General features: G+C 38.1%; 12 protein-coding genes and 1 pseudogene. 6 read left to right on the top strand and 7 right to left on the bottom strand.

Annotated features, from left to right (window positions below; translation table 11 throughout):
• On the bottom strand, positions 1 to 236 hold a 236-nt coding region (locus tag GQR45_RS20280; RefSeq protein WP_165726867.1), incomplete at its 3' end, for a helix-turn-helix domain-containing protein.
• Positions 237 to 380: 144 nt separating this feature from the next.
• Between GQR45_RS20280 and GQR45_RS20275 the strand changes: the two are divergent.
• From GQR45_RS20275 to GQR45_RS20265, 3 genes and pseudogenes are all read left to right on the top strand, one after another.
• Positions 381 to 968 (top strand): annotated as a pseudogene (locus tag GQR45_RS20275) (hypothetical protein).
• Positions 969 to 1,064: 96 nt separating this feature from the next.
• On the top strand, positions 1,065 to 1,979 hold the full coding sequence (locus GQR45_RS20270) for a zinc dependent phospholipase C family protein (RefSeq protein ID WP_165726866.1): 915 nt from the start codon (positions 1,065 to 1,067) through the stop codon (positions 1,977 to 1,979).
• A gap of 1 nt (position 1,980) precedes the next feature.
• On the top strand, positions 1,981 to 2,379 hold the full coding sequence (locus GQR45_RS20265; RefSeq protein WP_165726865.1) for a hypothetical protein: 399 nt from the start codon (positions 1,981 to 1,983) through the stop codon (positions 2,377 to 2,379).
• 77 nt (positions 2,380 to 2,456) lie between these two features.
• Here GQR45_RS20265 and GQR45_RS21260 read toward each other — a convergent pair whose 3' ends face one another.
• Complete coding sequence (locus GQR45_RS21260; protein WP_206008735.1) at positions 2,457 to 4,727, bottom strand: EAL domain-containing protein; 2,271 nt, start codon at positions 4,725 to 4,727, stop codon at positions 2,457 to 2,459.
• Between the two features lie 126 nt (positions 4,728 to 4,853).
• Positions 4,854 to 7,703: a UvrD-helicase domain-containing protein gene (locus GQR45_RS20255; RefSeq protein ID WP_165726864.1), complete on the bottom strand. Its 2,850-nt coding sequence runs from the start codon at positions 7,701 to 7,703 to the stop codon at positions 4,854 to 4,856.
• Positions 7,704 to 7,985: 282 nt separating this feature from the next.
• Here GQR45_RS20255 and GQR45_RS20250 point away from each other — a divergent pair, with 282 nt between their 5' ends.
• The 3 genes from GQR45_RS20250 (at position 7,986) to GQR45_RS20240 (ending at position 10,236) form a co-directional block, all read left to right on the top strand.
• A complete protein-coding gene (locus GQR45_RS20250) occupies positions 7,986 to 8,723 on the top strand; it encodes a hypothetical protein (protein WP_024605022.1) in 738 nt (245 codons plus the stop codon).
• 114 nt (positions 8,724 to 8,837) lie between these two features.
• A complete protein-coding gene (locus GQR45_RS20245) occupies positions 8,838 to 9,752 on the top strand; it encodes a M14 family metallocarboxypeptidase (RefSeq protein ID WP_165726863.1) in 915 nt (304 codons plus the stop codon).
• 73 nt (positions 9,753 to 9,825) lie between these two features.
• Complete coding sequence (locus GQR45_RS20240; protein ID WP_165726862.1) at positions 9,826 to 10,236, top strand: hypothetical protein; 411 nt, start codon at positions 9,826 to 9,828, stop codon at positions 10,234 to 10,236.
• A gap of 42 nt (positions 10,237 to 10,278) precedes the next feature.
• Here the strand turns inward: GQR45_RS20240 and ccoG are convergent, their stop codons facing one another.
• From ccoG to GQR45_RS20220, 4 genes are all read right to left on the bottom strand, one after another.
• On the bottom strand, positions 10,279 to 11,661 hold the full coding sequence (gene ccoG, locus GQR45_RS20235; protein ID WP_165726861.1) for a cytochrome c oxidase accessory protein CcoG: 1,383 nt from the start codon (positions 11,659 to 11,661) through the stop codon (positions 10,279 to 10,281).
• A gap of 145 nt (positions 11,662 to 11,806) precedes the next feature.
• On the bottom strand, positions 11,807 to 13,225 hold the full coding sequence (locus tag GQR45_RS20230; protein ID WP_165726860.1) for a sigma 54-interacting transcriptional regulator: 1,419 nt from the start codon (positions 13,223 to 13,225) through the stop codon (positions 11,807 to 11,809).
• 93 nt (positions 13,226 to 13,318) lie between these two features.
• A complete protein-coding gene (locus GQR45_RS20225; protein WP_165726859.1) occupies positions 13,319 to 14,623 on the bottom strand; it encodes an AarF/ABC1/UbiB kinase family protein in 1,305 nt (434 codons plus the stop codon).
• Positions 14,624 to 14,691: 68 nt separating this feature from the next.
• Positions 14,692 to 15,246, bottom strand: coding sequence for a DUF1439 domain-containing protein (locus tag GQR45_RS20220; protein ID WP_002960677.1), 555 nt, complete (start codon positions 15,244 to 15,246; stop codon positions 14,692 to 14,694).
• Positions 15,247 to 15,322: the final 76 nt, after the last annotated feature.

Raw genomic sequence — 15,322 nt, 5'->3', positions numbered from 1 at the left:
ATCATTTCAGGTGTCATCTTAAGCGGTTTTCTTACACTTCTTCGGCGAAACAAAGCCCGCTCATGAGCTTGTTTGTGTCTGTAACCTCGCTTACCTGTATTTCTAGAAAGCTCTCTTGAAATCGTAGATTGCGATAAATTAGTTAGCTCAGCAATACTTTGTTGCGTAAAACCGCTTTTCTTTAGAACGGCGATCTGGCATCTTTGCGCATAGGTCAGTTGTTTGTAATGTCTCATTGTAAAATCTCTTGCCGGAGAAAAAGCAGTTAGCTTATGAGCAACTGACCACTTAATCTAGCCAAAACAAGTTATGCACTTACAATTTGAATCTAGGTTGTTTAAATTACGGTGGTGCACTGTTTTATGTAACTAGGGTGAAATATGGACTTTTCTAATGAAGAGGTAAATTTTTTAGCTGAGTTATTCAAACCAAATACAAAACAACGTTCCCCTCGCGATCATATGCTTACAATGAAAAGCTCTATACCCGCGAGTATTGCTCACCTTTTTACCCACGCTAATCTAACTTTGCTTGCTGAAGTTGCTAATTACCAACTTTGGTTTCCCTTGCAATTAAAAATTGATGAGTTAGGTATAATTAACCCCACTTTGAGCGCACCAGAAGTAATTGATACAAAGGGCACTCAACGTAGTTGGCGCTGGAGTGAGCTAAATATTAAAAGCCAAGGTTTTAATATTTAATCGATTTCCAGTACTGGAATATTTTTAAAACCATTAAAAAGTGGAGAGAGCTTAAAAAAATTACAGCACATGAGCTTTACCTTACCCAACAAAGAAAGCATATCGATAGATGTAGAACCCGTTAGGCAAAGTAGCCTAGGGATTGCAGCAAAAATCACTCAGATTCATAGCGGACAAGAGCAATTACGCGCCTATCTGTTTGAAGAACATAAACGCCAATATGCTAAGCTGTACGAAGATGGACAACTAATTGAACAGTTAATTTAGTCTCTTTTAAACACTCACAAGCACTTCACTTGGCTTTATTTAACCCCCTCTCAATGTTAATCTGTCCCCCTATTAATAAATCATAAGGATATGACAATGCCAGGTGCTTTTGCGCACATCACAGCCGTTAATATTGCAACGCAAACCAAATCACTCGCTAAAATGGATATGCCTAAAAAGGCAAAACTTATTTTGAGCCAACGCCAAGCATACCTTGAACTAGGCTGTGTAGCCCCCGATTATCCTTACTTAGCAGTAGCGCAGCCTAGCCAAAATGCGTGGGCCGACCTAATGCACTATGAGCACACAGGCGATTTACTTAAAGCCATGATTGAATACTGCAAAACACTTGAAAGTGAAGCATTTGAAAAGTGCTTTGCTTGGTTATGCGGTTATATGGCCCATGTTGCTGCGGATATAACGGTGCATCCGGTTGTTGAATTAAAAGTAGGCCCGTATGAGCAAAATCAAACGGCGCACCGTGCCTGCGAAATGAACCAAGATGCATTTATTTGGCAGCGTTTAAATTTAGGTGAGTTAGGTTATGCTGACCGCGTGCAACAAAATATTGGATCTTGTACTAACAAAGACGATAATTTTGATACCGATATTGCAAAAATTTGGCAACATGCTTTATTAACGGTTCACCCAAGCTACGCTGCACAACACGCTCCTAACTTTAATTCATGGCATAACGGTTTTCAGCTTGTAGTAAATAATGTTGAAGAAAGCTATCGATTATTTGCCTGCGCACGCCATGTTGCTGCTGATTTAGGTTTGTTTTATCCTCGCCCAAACGAAGTTGACTCCACTTTTATTGAACAACTAAAAACGCCGCACGAGCCTATGCATTACAACGATATTTTTGACTTTGCCGTTAGTAATATTCAGCACTACATAACCATTATTGCCAATGCCGTATTTTTAGATACTGATTACAGTGCAATTAAAAATTGGAACCTAGATACAGGCTACGATGAACACAACACGATGACGGTATGGAGCAAATAAAATGAAACACTTACTTTGTATAAGCCTCATAGTATTACTTAGCGGTTGCTACACTTCAAAAAATAACAATCCAGAGGCGATGGCCGACTTAGCCTCGCAATTAAAAGATATTGCTACAGCCGTTGATGGCACATTAAAATTTAGTGAAACATCCTATTCAACAACTGATGAGTTATTAAAAGCTGCTGTTAATAACGATTTAAGAAAACTTGCACCCTTTGGGGAATACACGCTTATTGTGAACGTACAAGATGATAACGCAGTGCTACTCTTATGTGATGCCAATACTGCTTTAATTGAAGATGCAGGCTGCACTGCTCAATCAGATATACAGCATTGGGGAGCTGAGGCTATTCACCAGTGCGAAATAACCATAAACGCCCAACAGCTCTGTAATTAGGTAATAAAACCCAGCTAGTTTTATAGAACATACATACCTTAGGTGTATATGTTCTATATAGTGCCCACTAAATACATTTAAAGTTGAGCCGTCATCTCTTTAGGGTTAAACACTAAGCCATGGCGACTAACATGTTCTGCAAAATTTTCGGCTGGCATTGGTTTCGCAAAGTAAAAGCCCTGAAATTCTTTACACCCCATTTGCGTCATTATTGCTACTTGCTCTTGGGTTTCTACTCCTTCGGCTACACACTTAATATCAAGCTCTTCACACATAACGTGCACCGCTTTAACTAAACTTTTTTGACGCGTGGAGCTCGTTACTTGGCTTATTAATGAGCGATCTAACTTGAGCTTGTTAATAGGGTAATCGGCAAGGCGTGCAATATTAGAATAACCGACCCCAAAATCATCGACCGAAATAGTAAAACCCCACGATTGCAGCGTTTGCATAAGCTTTAGCGAATGCGCTTGGTTTGCCTCAAGAGAGGTTTCAGTCAGTTCTAACTCTATTTGAGGTGGCTTTACGTTAAAGTCGGCAAGGTATTTAACCAGTTTTGACATAAAATCGGTTTGGCTAAAATCAATTAGAGATATATTTATTGCCACCGGCACACTCGGTAAACCCGCCTTGGTCCAATCGGCAATTTGAGCGCACACCTTTTGAATAATCAGGTCGGTTAACCGACTAACCATTCTGTATTCTTCGGCAATAGGAATAAATACCACTGGCGACACATTACCCAGTATTGGACTGTTCCAACGCGCTAAGGCTTCAAGCCCTATACATTGACCCGTTGCATCTACTTTAGGTTGATAGTGCACCGACAAATCGCCCTGCTGAAGCGCTTCATCTAATAACATTGAAATTTCGTATTTTTCAATAAAAGCTTGTGATTGTTTTTCGTTATAACCACTAAGGGGCATATTACAATTTGCTAGTTTAAGTGCTTCGCATGCATTACTAAGTACTGTTGTGCTGTTTTTTCCATGATCAGGATACTTTGCAAAACCAAATAAAAATGATTGCTGACACTTAGTGCCAAATACATTATATGTTTTATCTAATGTATTTTTTATTTGCATCAATAGCTTATCTTCTAGCTCGTTTTGCGAGTTTGCGCCAATTATAAAAGCAAGCTTTCCTACTCCTATATGAGCACACAACAGCGGCCCATCTGGCATCGCTTTTAAACGCTTGTACGCGTTAATAAGTAATGCTTGAGAGTCGGCTTTAGTGAGCTTCAAATTTAAGTATTCACTATTTGCACTTTGCGCAACAACGATATAAAAACCTTTTTGGTATTTGCTTGTTAATCTGTCGCATTGCAGCTCAAACCATTCTCTATTAGGTAGTTTTGTTTGCGAGTCTCTAAAGCGTAAACGTTTATTTTCTTGTTCCATCATCGATAAATTTTGTTTAATGAGCTGCTCTTGCGTGCAATCGTAAAAGTCATATACACGGTAGTTTGTACTCATTATTATTTGCTGATAACTGGCTTTAAAATAACTTTTTTTGTACTTCACAATTTTATTTTGAGCATTAGAGTCGTCAAAAACTAAGGCCGGAAATAAATGAGAAAGATTAACGCTTCCTTCTTTTAATTCTTTTTTTATACCAAACATATCAATAGCATGTTGATTAAAATCAGTAATGACAAGATTTTCGTCAACAATAATTTTAGCTTTATTTGATTCGGTGAACAGGCTTCGATAAAGCTCATTTTTATCTTTAAGGTGTGTATTAGCGCTTATCATTGTTTTGTTTAAACGCTTAGCAGCCACAATTGTGCGCGCCACAGCAAGGGGAATACAAATGTTAAAAAATAAAAATATAAGCCCTGTAATGTATAAGTCAGCGTCGGGAAGTTGTTGAGCTATGCCGGTTAAACCCGAGACATCAACGTTATTGAAGATCATATAAAACGGCGCAATATTTAATACGCCATAAGCAAGGGCTGTTCTATAACCAAGTAGCATAAGTGCTATTATCGGGCAGGAATACATATACATAGAGCCCACTTTAGCAAGCTCTAGGTCTGTTAAAAATAAGTTCATTGACACGCTAGCAGCTACAATGGCTATTAAAAGTGCATGAGCGCTAAAGTGATAAAAACGCTTACTTGCTATAAGTAAACCACATGCAGTAGCAAGAAAACTGCTTGTTAATACAACAATATAAATTAAGTTAAATTCAATAGCGCTTGTGTACGTGTGGCACGCCACAGCAAAACATAACACCATTACTAATGATAGAATAATGCGCAGTGCACTTATTCGCCAATTAGCAACCTGACCAGGGACTGAATAATGGTCATTTAATAAAAAGAATCTATTGAAAAAATGCATAATAAACAACAGTTAAAGCTCATTCTTCTATTAGACATTGATAGCTTGTTAAAATCAATCTAATGAATGTAATTTCTATTTACATAGTTCTATAAAATAGACAAGTGTAAACCTACCTGTTAGCCGTTAAACAATCATTTTTCGAGTGTTTTTACAGTTATCTTCTTTAAGAGCGAAACCACTGCACCCTAAAAATTCACCGTGCTTAGATTTGCGTTTACGCATTTCGCGACCACACTTTTCACAAATTGGGTGCTGCATTTTACACTCTGTATTCACACATTGTGAGTACGTGTTTTTATCAATCGATGGGCCACTACAGCTTTTACACACTCGTAATTTAGTTTCGCAAATTTGCGTATTAGTACAACTATAATAATCACCATATTGACCCGTTTTTGGCACTATTAAACCGTCGCTGCACGTACTACACTCTCTTTGCTTTAGTTGCGACTTATTAAACAACGTTGAAGCGATTTGAATGGGATAATTGTCATTTACTAATTCTTTTACAAACGCTGAGCATGCATAAGGGTCTGCAATTAAATACGCTTTATGTTTAGCGCGAGTAATACCTACATAAAGCAAACGCCTTTCCTCTGAGTGAGTGAATTCATCTTGCTCTGGTAATAACGCCTCCACCAGCACATTATTTTGATTATCGCTAGGAAACCCTAATTTACCTTGTTCAAAACCAATAATAATACAGTAATCGGCTTCAAGCCCTTTGGCACTATGCAATGTCCAAAAATAAAGAGAGTTTGTATGCTTTTTATCTTTTAAATGCTGCTGCACGCTATTTAACATGTATCTATATCGACTAAGTATGGCAATGCTCGCTGATGCATCATTTTTTTGAATAGTGCTTATGCTCTGTTGTACTTTCATTTCTATCGATTTAGTACCTTGGTATAAATCGTCTAATAAAATAACTTGTGGTGTGGTTACTTGTGTATGTGTGCTGATCTGCTTTTTATATTGCTCAGGGTTTTGCATTACAAAACGCCCTGCTACATCACTAATACTATTGTTATATCTAAATGTTTTTTGCAACATAGTAAGTGAGTGGCTGCCCACTAATTCATTAAAGCGTGTAGTAAGCGCTAAATTACCACCCGAGAACCGATAAATTGCTTGCCAGTCATCACCAACCGCAGTAAAGCGTATTCCGTTACCATGTTTTAATATGGCATTTATGAAAGCCATACGCGCGCTTGATATATCTTGAAACTCATCAACTAAAATGTGGCTCCACACAATATTAAAATCTCCGCTTACTATCGCCTTTGTTGCTTGAATAATCATGTCGTCAAAATCAATGGTACTTTGCGCGTTTAGTTCATTTATATAAGCATCATGAATTTGCACTAACAAGTTTGCATATTGCTGGTAATTTTTAATACCACTTTGCTTGATGCGCTGCGCTATTTGCTTATTACTTAGTTGCTCCACTCGAATAGCTTGTAAACATTTTATGTACTTATCAATGCCTTGCTGTAACTGCCCTGAGTTATTTAAAGTATGAAATATTTCGTCGTTACTTAAAGGTGTTAATTCAACATTATGCTGCTTTAATTGCTTTGCGAGGGCTTGCTCTAGCTTTCCTTCTACCCAGTTGTAATGAAAGGTTTCGAGTAAGGTGGTGCCATTTTGTTTATGCAGTTTGCGCTTAAATGCAATTTGCTCGTTATAGTGTTTTTTATCTATATCGGCACGTGTATTCCCTTGCCTATCAATGCCAAAGTGCTCTAGGTAAATATCATATTGAGGTATATAAAAGCCTGGTTGGTATTGCCCACTTAGCTCTGCGCCTTGGCTAAAGTGATAATTCACCTCATAACTGTGCGGTACGCAATTCAAATGTAGCCAGTTTGAAATAAGCACTTCCTGATAACTTTTTACTTTATGACCCGCAAGGCTACGGTATTCGTTATCGCGTACGTACCGCTCGTACTGTGCATTATCTTTAAAGCTAAATATATCAATCGGCTCATGGAGTAAATCTACAAATGTTTTTATAAACTGTGGCTCGGTTTGTATTTTTTTACTTACCCACCCAGTTAACCAACTATTTAATTGAACTGGGTCAGTTGCAAATTTTGACAACTCGATTGGCTTTTTGGCACTTTGTAGTAATTTAAGCCCAAGCGCATGAAACGTTAAAATAGTGGGTGCTTTGGTATGCAATTTTGCATGCGTGGCGCGTTCAATAAAGCGCTCTTTAAGCTCATTTGCTGCTGTTTTATTATAGGCCAGCACCAAAATTTGCTCAGGCTTGGCAATATTGCATGCTATTAAATCTAAAGACTTTGCTACCATCACAGATGTTTTACCTGTGCCTGCTGCCGCTAATACCAAATTTTTATCGTTATCGCGTATTACCGCTAAGCGCTGCTCTGTTGTTAATGGATTTGACTCTACTTGATTAAAAAAGTCATTTTTAAGAGTTAGTTGTTTTTTTTCATATTTATGGCGCAACTGTGCAATTGCATCGTGAGTATTGGGTGTAGTGCTCAGTATATTTAAAAATTTAATACTACTTGGCGATAAGTGCTGTTGCCACACACTTGTACTTTTAGCGTACTGCTTGGTAAGCAAAAATACATCATTATTAAGTGTTTTTATGGAACTATCACGTAAAAACTCATCTAAAGCATAGCGCTTGAGCGAAATCTTTGCGTTATTTACCTTTTGCTCAAGCAGGGCTGAAAACCGCGTGTTAAGGGCCGTATTTAAAGCGTTCGCTTGTGATTTGTTTAAAAAGCTAATTGATGTATTACTACTGTCGCACAAATTAATTTTGGCGCTAAATAAACGGTTTTTAAATATTGAGTAATTATAAAAGTCTTTAATTAAAAATGTCCGTGCGGGAGCACCTCTAAAATGCACAACAAGGCGCTCTTGTTCAATAGCTACGTGTTTAATACGGGTAAAAAAACGGCCTAGCCAACTTGGAGTAGCAATATACTGCGCCATAATACTCAATATGAAGATATGCTTTACCTTAATTGTAACATACTCTTTTGTAATACATTTAGCGCTAAATCGATGCTTACTTAGTAAACAATTTCATTGGTAAGTTAGTTTTTAAACCTGGTGGTTAATGCTTTATTTACAACCATTAACAAATTTAAACATTTATAGATAGCTTGTTGTGTAACAATGCACATATACAAACTTACACTTCATATAATTGTTAGGTATATCCCCAATTAAACAATTATTTACAGCCTAATTAAGTGGTTTAAAGGAGCTAACATGCTTAAAAAATGCATTACCACAACGGCTTTAATTTTAGCATTATGCGCTTGCACGTCAGAAACAGAGTCGGATTTAGTAAAAACACAAGGTATTTGGGCAGGTTTTGAACTAGTTTCTGACGGTAACCGCACGCGTGTTAACGCAGAACTAAATGCAGGCGATGCTAATGGCTCTAACATTGTTTTAAGCGATAGCGACTCATTACAAGCTGTTGTTAATAGCACTGCTATTGTACTTACAAAAGATACCGACTTTTTAGACGTTGATTACCAAGCGTATATAAATGCCACTGACGATAACCAACAGTTTGATATAAAATTTAAACGGGATGATGGCATAAATGCTAATTCGAGCGTGGAGTTGCCTTTAAATTTTATTATTTTAACCCCGAGTAACAATCAAAATTTTGATATTAATAGTCCCCTTACAGTTCAGCTAGATGGCACTGATCCTAATAGTACTAGCCAAGTAGAACTTAGCAGTAGCTGCACTAACAATAATAATGAAACACTTTTACAATCAACGCTTTTTGCGCTTAACACTTCGCGCCTTGAAATAAATCTGCAAAGTTTAGATATGTTTAGCAGCTCGCAAGTAGATCAAGGTAAAACGTGTGATTTAACAATTAGTGTGAAACGCGATCGATTCGGTAGTATTTCGGGTGAATACGCAAACCAAAGCTATATTAAATCCCAGCAATCGCGCGCTATAAAAAATATGACTTTAACGTTTTAATTTGCACGCTAATTTACTCAGCGTTAAGCTACGCCTTTATTAAGTAACTCTACCAATTGTAATTGCCCTCCTTATTTATAGGAAAGCTAATAACAATTGATATAAAGGTTTATTATGACTAACAGCACATACCCTATTGGCACACCTGGCAAAAAATGGAATGACAACGATAAAGCCCAGTGGTTAACACGCCAAAACATTAAACGCAGTTACCAAAACGAAGTCGTAACGCTAATTAATGACCTTAAGAGCACCTTAGATATAGAGCAATACGGCGAGCTTAATTACACCGCTGGCACTTACCCATTATATATATTAAAAACGCCTAACTTTAATGCTAATAAACCAACTGTTTTAATCACCGGTGGTGTACATGGCTACGAAACCAGTGGCGTACATGGCGCACTTAGGTTTGCTAAAACATCGGCTATGCAATATTGCGAACAGTTTAATATTATTGTTGCCCCCTGCATTAGCCCTTGGGGATATGAGACTATAAACCGCTGGAACCCAGACGCTATTGATCCTAATCGCTCATTTTACGAGGGCAGCCCAGCTCAAGAATCAGCCGCTATTATGGCGTTTGTAAAATCATTAGGTACTGACTTAATCGCTCATATTGATTTACACGAAACAACAGATAGCGATAACAGTGAATTTAGACCCGCACTCACTGCGCGTGAAGGCACTACAAATACTAACTGGAACATACCTGACGGGTTTTATTTAGTTGCAGATACCAAAAAGCCTGAGCCGGAGTTTCAAAAAGTCATTATAGAAAGCGTTGCAAAGGTAACTCATATTGCACCGAGCGATGAAAATAACCAGCTAATAGGCGTACCTCAAGAGCAATTTGGCGTGATTAACTATGCAGCACGCGATTTAGGTTTATGTATGGGCTTTACTGATGCACCCTATGTAACTACTACAGAAGTGTACCCAGATAGCCCAACAGCCACCGATGAAGAATGTATTTTGGCACAAGTAGCGGTTATTAAAAGCGCGCTTGACTATATTAAAGCACTTTAATAAGTTTGCAGCCGCTTGTACCCTCTTGGCTGCTAAACTAAATTTAGATAAAAAGCTAATTTAGGAGGTATTAATGGAATACAAAAATAAAAACGGACACGTTAATTTATCGCTTGAAAATAATATAGTTATTGCACAATTTAGCGGAAACCTAGAACTTGAGCTTTTAAGTAATTTTAAAACAGCGCTTTTTGAAACCATTCAATCATTTAAAGGCGAGAAATGGGGTTATATAAGTGACTCATCAAACGTTGTAGCTGCAACCTCACAGGCCGAGCAAGAAATGGTAGCCATAAGCCACAGCATGCAGCAAAACAACTGTTTAATTAGCGCGTTTGTGCTTACATCACCTATTGCTATAAGCCAAATGCAACGAATAATGCAAAACGCCAATAGAGACGTTTCTTTCAAAGATTGTCTTTTTGATAATCTAGAATCGGCAAAGCATTTTATTTTAAATGAATTAAATAACGACTTGAGCTAGGTAAAGCTCAAGTCGTTATTTATATAGAGCTTATATACTGTACTAATTTTTATAAAATTGGCTGTCTTTGGTTATAGTAATGCTGGCATCTTCTTGCGCTGTTACTACAAATTGTAACTTACTCACTTTGTGCGCAATATTGTAACCATCGGCTGTTACAGTAACGGGGACTCTTTTCATCGCACCCGGTTGTATAAGTGTAGAACTTGGACTTGAGAGTGTTGCTTCTGGCAAGCCCTCTATGGCAATACTGTAATGCAGTGCTTGCTGCGTTTTATTAATAATTGTAAGTGTATAAGGGTTTTCTACAAGGCCCTCGTAGTTAACTCTATAAAGCGCATTCCTATCGCGTAGTACTGAGGCTTCTATTGGTGTACGTTGCAGCATCCATGCAAACATCGAAATGATTAACAAAGCCGTTAATGCGCCGTACCCTACTAGCTTTAACCTAAATGGATTGGTTTTTTTACCTTCCATTTGTTTTTCGCTAGCGTATTTAATTAAGCCTTTTTCGTAACCAAATTTTTCCATGGTATCGTCGCAGGCATCAATACATAAGCCACAGTTTATACATTCATATTGCAACCCATTTCGAATGTCTATTCCTGCAGGGCATACCTCTACACACAAGTTACAGTCTACACAGTCACCTAAGTTAAGCTCTTTTAGATCAGCTTTGCGTTTACGTGGTCCTCGGCATTCACCTCGCTCGTTATCATATGTAACAAGCAACGTATCTTTATCAAACATAACAGCCTGAAAACGAGAATACGGGCAAGCAATAGTGCACATTTTTTCGCGTAAAAACCCTGCATTGCCATAAGTACAAAAAGCGAATAAAAACACCCAAAAGCTCGTTATACCTGACCACTCAAACGTAAGCATTTCCATATACAAACTTTTTGCCGGAATAAAATATGCCATAAACGAGGTGGCGGTTAAAACTGAAATAATAATCCACGCACTGTGCTTAGTTATTTTTTTGCGCCAAGTGCTTAGCGTCCACTGTGATTTATCTAATTTAATTCGCTGATTTCGAGTGCCTTCTATGCGCTGCTCTACCCACGAAAACATGAGCATCCATATTGTTTGCGGGCACGTATATCCACACCAAACCCGACCAAGCCAGTTAGTTACAAAAAATAACGCAAAAGCCCCCACCATGAATAGCAGGGCTAAAATCATAAAATCTTGAGGAAGGAGTGTTAAACCAAAAATAGTAAAAGTTTGCGTTGCCACATCAAGCAGCACAGCTTGTTGACCGTTATATTGGATCCACGGTATTGCAATAAAAGTTAGCATTAACAGCCAACCTAAATTACGGCGTATGCGCTGAAAAAATCCTTTTTGCTCGCGGATATAAATTGGCCCTTCGGTGTTATAGGGCTTAATGATCATGTCTTCTTCTTTAATATCAAACTTCATAGTACTTGCTTTATAATGACGGGTATTATGCAAGTATTTGCAACTTTCAGACCAAGCTGAAACTTTATTTACATCATTGATATTAAACAGTTTATTTCAAAGCAGTAAAATAAAATTCGCGATATTAAACGCGCTGCGCGATATATCACGAATTTTTAGCAATCCCTAACTTTCGCATTTTTGAGCGTAGTGTACTCTCAGGTAAGCCCAATTTAACTGCTGCCCCTTTATCACCTGATATTTGCCAGTGCGATAACGCGAGAACAGAGGTTATATGCTGCTTTTGGGCCTCATCAAGCGTAAGTGAAGGGTTAATAACTACTTCACCACCCGCTTGCAAAGGCTGACTTAGCTGTAGTACAACCTGATTAGATAAAATAGCTTCGCGTTCAAGTACATTTTGCAGCTCTCTAATATTGCCTGGCCAATTGTAGGCTTGCAGCTGTGTAATTGCTTTTTTACTTAGCCCTTTTAAGTGTTTACCCAGTCGTTTATTTATCTGCGCAATTAAATTAGCGCATAAATAAGGAATATCTTCTTTTCGATCTTTAAGGGCGGGTACTTTTATAGGAAATACATTAAGCCGATAATACAAATCAATTCTAAACGTGCCTTTTTGTACCATTTCCCACAGGTCGCGGTTAGTCGCTGCAACCACTCTAATATTTACTTTTAGCGTATTGCTGCCACCCACACGTTCAAACTCTTGTTCTTGCAGGACTCTCAGTAATTTACTTTGCGCCTCAAGTGGAAGCTCTGCTATTTCATCTAAAAACAAGGTGCCTTTATCAGCAAGTTCAAAACGCCCTTTACGGCGTTCATTGGCACCTGTAAACGCGCCTTTTTCATGGCCAAAAAGTTCCGATTCTAGCAAACTTGGGGTAAATGCGGCGCAATTTACTTTTATAAAGGCTTGTTCGCTACGCTTGCTTAGTCGATACAAATTACGAGCTACTAATTCTTTACCCGTGCCATTTTCGCCAAGTATAAGCACTGTGCTGTCGGTTTCACTTACCAGTTTTATTTGATCTAACATAGTTTGAAATATATGACTTTGTCCAACTAGCCCTGAGTCTTGCCAATCTTCGTTAAGTTCTGCAATTAAGTAGTTGTTTTCATCTTTTAGCTGCTCACTTAAATGATTTACTTGCTCAAGTGCCTCTTGCAGTGCATTTTGTGTTTGCTGTTGCAGTGATATATCGCGAAATACCGCTACAGCACCAATTAACTCATCATTTTGATAAACAGGTGTTGAGGTGTATTCCACTGCAAATGAGCTACCGTCTTTACGCCAAAAAACTTCATTTTTAACTTCACGACGTTTTCCGTCAAACATGGTGCAATATATTTGGCATTCATCAGCGGGATAAGGTGTGCCATCAGCATGAGTATGGTGATGATATTGATGTATTTTTTTACCTAATAGTTCCTCAGCGCACCAACCTGTCATGCGCTCAGCGGCAGGATTAACAAACACCGCATTACCCGACAGGTCAAAACCGTATATGCCCTCACCTACTGCGTTTAGCAATAATTTAGGATCGTTTAAAAATTGTTTTATCATAAATGCACCTCGCGAAATATCGCGAGCATTATGGCAATTTTATACATTAAGTGCACTCATTACTTAAAATGCACTCACGTGCTCATTAAAACGCTATAAATAGTGCTGAAATAGCGTTTTTACATCTATTTTTGCACCTAGCCTTGCGGCTATTAAGTAAAGTCCTGCAAGTTTTCGGTGAATAAATAGCGCATCAACGGGCGGTGTATGCCATTGCTGAGATTGCCCACTAAGAGCAAGCCCTGCATTTTTAATTTTGAGCGCTAGTTCGCTATTTTTAAAATCAAATTCCCCTTCTGATCTCAGTGGCTCGCACGCCATTAAGAATAAATCAATGACGTTGTTTTTATACTCATCAACTAAGTCATTTTTAAAATAACCAATGTGTGAAGCCGCTCTAAGTACACCTTCTCTGTTGTTTTCACTACCCGCTTTAAATAAAGCTAAATAAGCGCGGCTAAGCTCGGTTGATATTTCTCGCGTTGCACCAAAATCAAATAAAACAATTTTTTGTGTATCAAGCTGATAATGAAAGTTGGCAAAGTTAGGGTCGGTTTGAATTAATTTAAATTCAAACATTTCTTTAAAAAACAAATCAATCAGTTGCTCTGCAACAAAGCTTTTTTGACTATCTGGTAGCTCTGTAATGCTCTCAATAGGTTCTGCTTTTATATATTCCATAGTAAGTACTTGTTGTGTACTGTGCTCTGGATATACGTTAGGCACTTTAAAGTGGGGATTACTTGCTAGTGCATTTTTATAACGTATTAAGTACTGAGCCTCCCGCTTATAATCAGCCTCGGCTAATAACTGCGCTTTAGCCTCACTAATAAGTGGTTTAATATTAAGATCTTTTGGCAATAATCGAGAAATCGTTAATAAAGAAATAACGTTATCTACATCACTTACTACACTTTTTGCAATACCAGGATATTGAATTTTAACAGCAAGCTGATCGCCATTTTCTCTATAAGCTAAATGAACTTGCCCTATAGAAGCCGCTGCAAAAGGCCTTAACTCAATATGAGAAAAGCGCGCTAGCCACTCATCCCCCCATTGCTCTTTTAACACCTCAACAAGCTGCTTATGAGGCATTGGATTCGCGTCTGAGCGCAGTAAAGCAAGTAACTGAGCCAATTCAGGACTAAGTAAATCACCGGCATCCATTGAAAGTAATTGCCCGAGCTTCATTGCAGCGCCACGTAAATGAGATAGCTGTGTGGCTAGCTTTTCAATATTTTTAGGTTGTAGTAGCAAGCTTTTATTGTCCCAACCTTTACCGGTTAGCGCGCTCTTAGCGCCATCAACTAACATATTGGTAGCAACACCTGTGGCAAGTGAGCCTAATTTTGCAAAGCGAGAAAGCCGAGAAGTGGGAACAGTACGAGGAGCCGCCATAATATTAAAACCTAATTAGCCTGAAAGTCAGGCTAATTAATACGTATATTGTAAGTAGGTAGATCTACTTATAGACGAGGTACTAGCTTAATTGCACCTTCAACCACTTTCATATCAAGTGGAAGCTTACTAAGTAGCATCATTTTAGGGTCATCCATATTTAATGTATAAACAGGGTTAACCGCTAAAAAAGCATTAATAACATCCATTGCTTGGCTATCAAGTGCACCTAAATTACCTTTGAAACCACCGGCATCAACACTCGAATCAAGTAATTTAATATTACGTAAAAACACTGCTTTTTTCTCACTGTCGTAAAATGGGCTACCTTCAATTTGTAGCTTTAAACGCACTGGGTATTTAAGTGCGAATGCATTAATTTCAGCGCTTGAATCGGCACCAAGAACAACAACATCGCGGTTATCAGGCCCAATATTTACACTTAAGTCGTTTACATCAAACTGAACTGGCAAACCCATTAAGCTTACTTTTTCACTTAACTTTGGTAATTGCTTACCCAGTACAGACTCAACCTCAGAGTTAGTAAATGAATATACTGATATGCCTTGCGTGGTATTACAGGCAGTTAAAAATAACGCTGCAATAATAACTAAAATTCTCATGAGAACCCTTTTGTTTATAAATTAGTGATACATAAAAAAGCCGCTATTAAAGCGGCTTATTAAAATAGTAACCAGC

This window comes from Pseudoalteromonas sp. SA25 (genome assembly GCF_011378705.1).
GTDB lineage: Bacteria > Pseudomonadota > Gammaproteobacteria > Enterobacterales > Alteromonadaceae > Pseudoalteromonas > Pseudoalteromonas arctica.
The sequence above is the reverse complement of the archived record's forward strand: the minus strand, read 5'-3'. Positions and strand labels throughout refer to the sequence as shown.

Excerpts from the sequence above, each read along its gene's own strand:
- GQR45_RS20245 (WP_165726863.1), top strand. The coding sequence starts at position 8,838 with ATGACTAACAGCACATACCCTATTGGCACACCTGGCAAAAAATGGAAT.
- GQR45_RS20230 (WP_165726860.1), bottom strand. The coding sequence starts at position 13,225 with ATGATAAAACAATTTTTAAACGATCCTAAATTATTGCTAAACGCAGTA.
- GQR45_RS20250 (WP_024605022.1), top strand. The coding sequence starts at position 7,986 with ATGCTTAAAAAATGCATTACCACAACGGCTTTAATTTTAGCATTATGC.
- GQR45_RS20265 (WP_165726865.1), top strand. The coding sequence starts at position 1,981 with ATGAAACACTTACTTTGTATAAGCCTCATAGTATTACTTAGCGGTTGC.
- GQR45_RS20270 (WP_165726866.1), top strand. The coding sequence starts at position 1,065 with ATGCCAGGTGCTTTTGCGCACATCACAGCCGTTAATATTGCAACGCAA.
- ccoG (WP_165726861.1), bottom strand. The coding sequence starts at position 11,661 with ATGAAGTTTGATATTAAAGAAGAAGACATGATCATTAAGCCCTATAAC.
- GQR45_RS20255 (WP_165726864.1), bottom strand. The coding sequence starts at position 7,703 with ATGGCGCAGTATATTGCTACTCCAAGTTGGCTAGGCCGTTTTTTTACC.
- GQR45_RS20220 (WP_002960677.1), bottom strand. The coding sequence starts at position 15,246 with ATGAGAATTTTAGTTATTATTGCAGCGTTATTTTTAACTGCCTGTAAT.
- GQR45_RS20240 (WP_165726862.1), top strand. The coding sequence starts at position 9,826 with ATGGAATACAAAAATAAAAACGGACACGTTAATTTATCGCTTGAAAAT.
- GQR45_RS21260 (WP_206008735.1), bottom strand. The coding sequence starts at position 4,727 with ATGCATTTTTTCAATAGATTCTTTTTATTAAATGACCATTATTCAGTC.
- GQR45_RS20225 (WP_165726859.1), bottom strand. The coding sequence starts at position 14,623 with ATGGCGGCTCCTCGTACTGTTCCCACTTCTCGGCTTTCTCGCTTTGCA.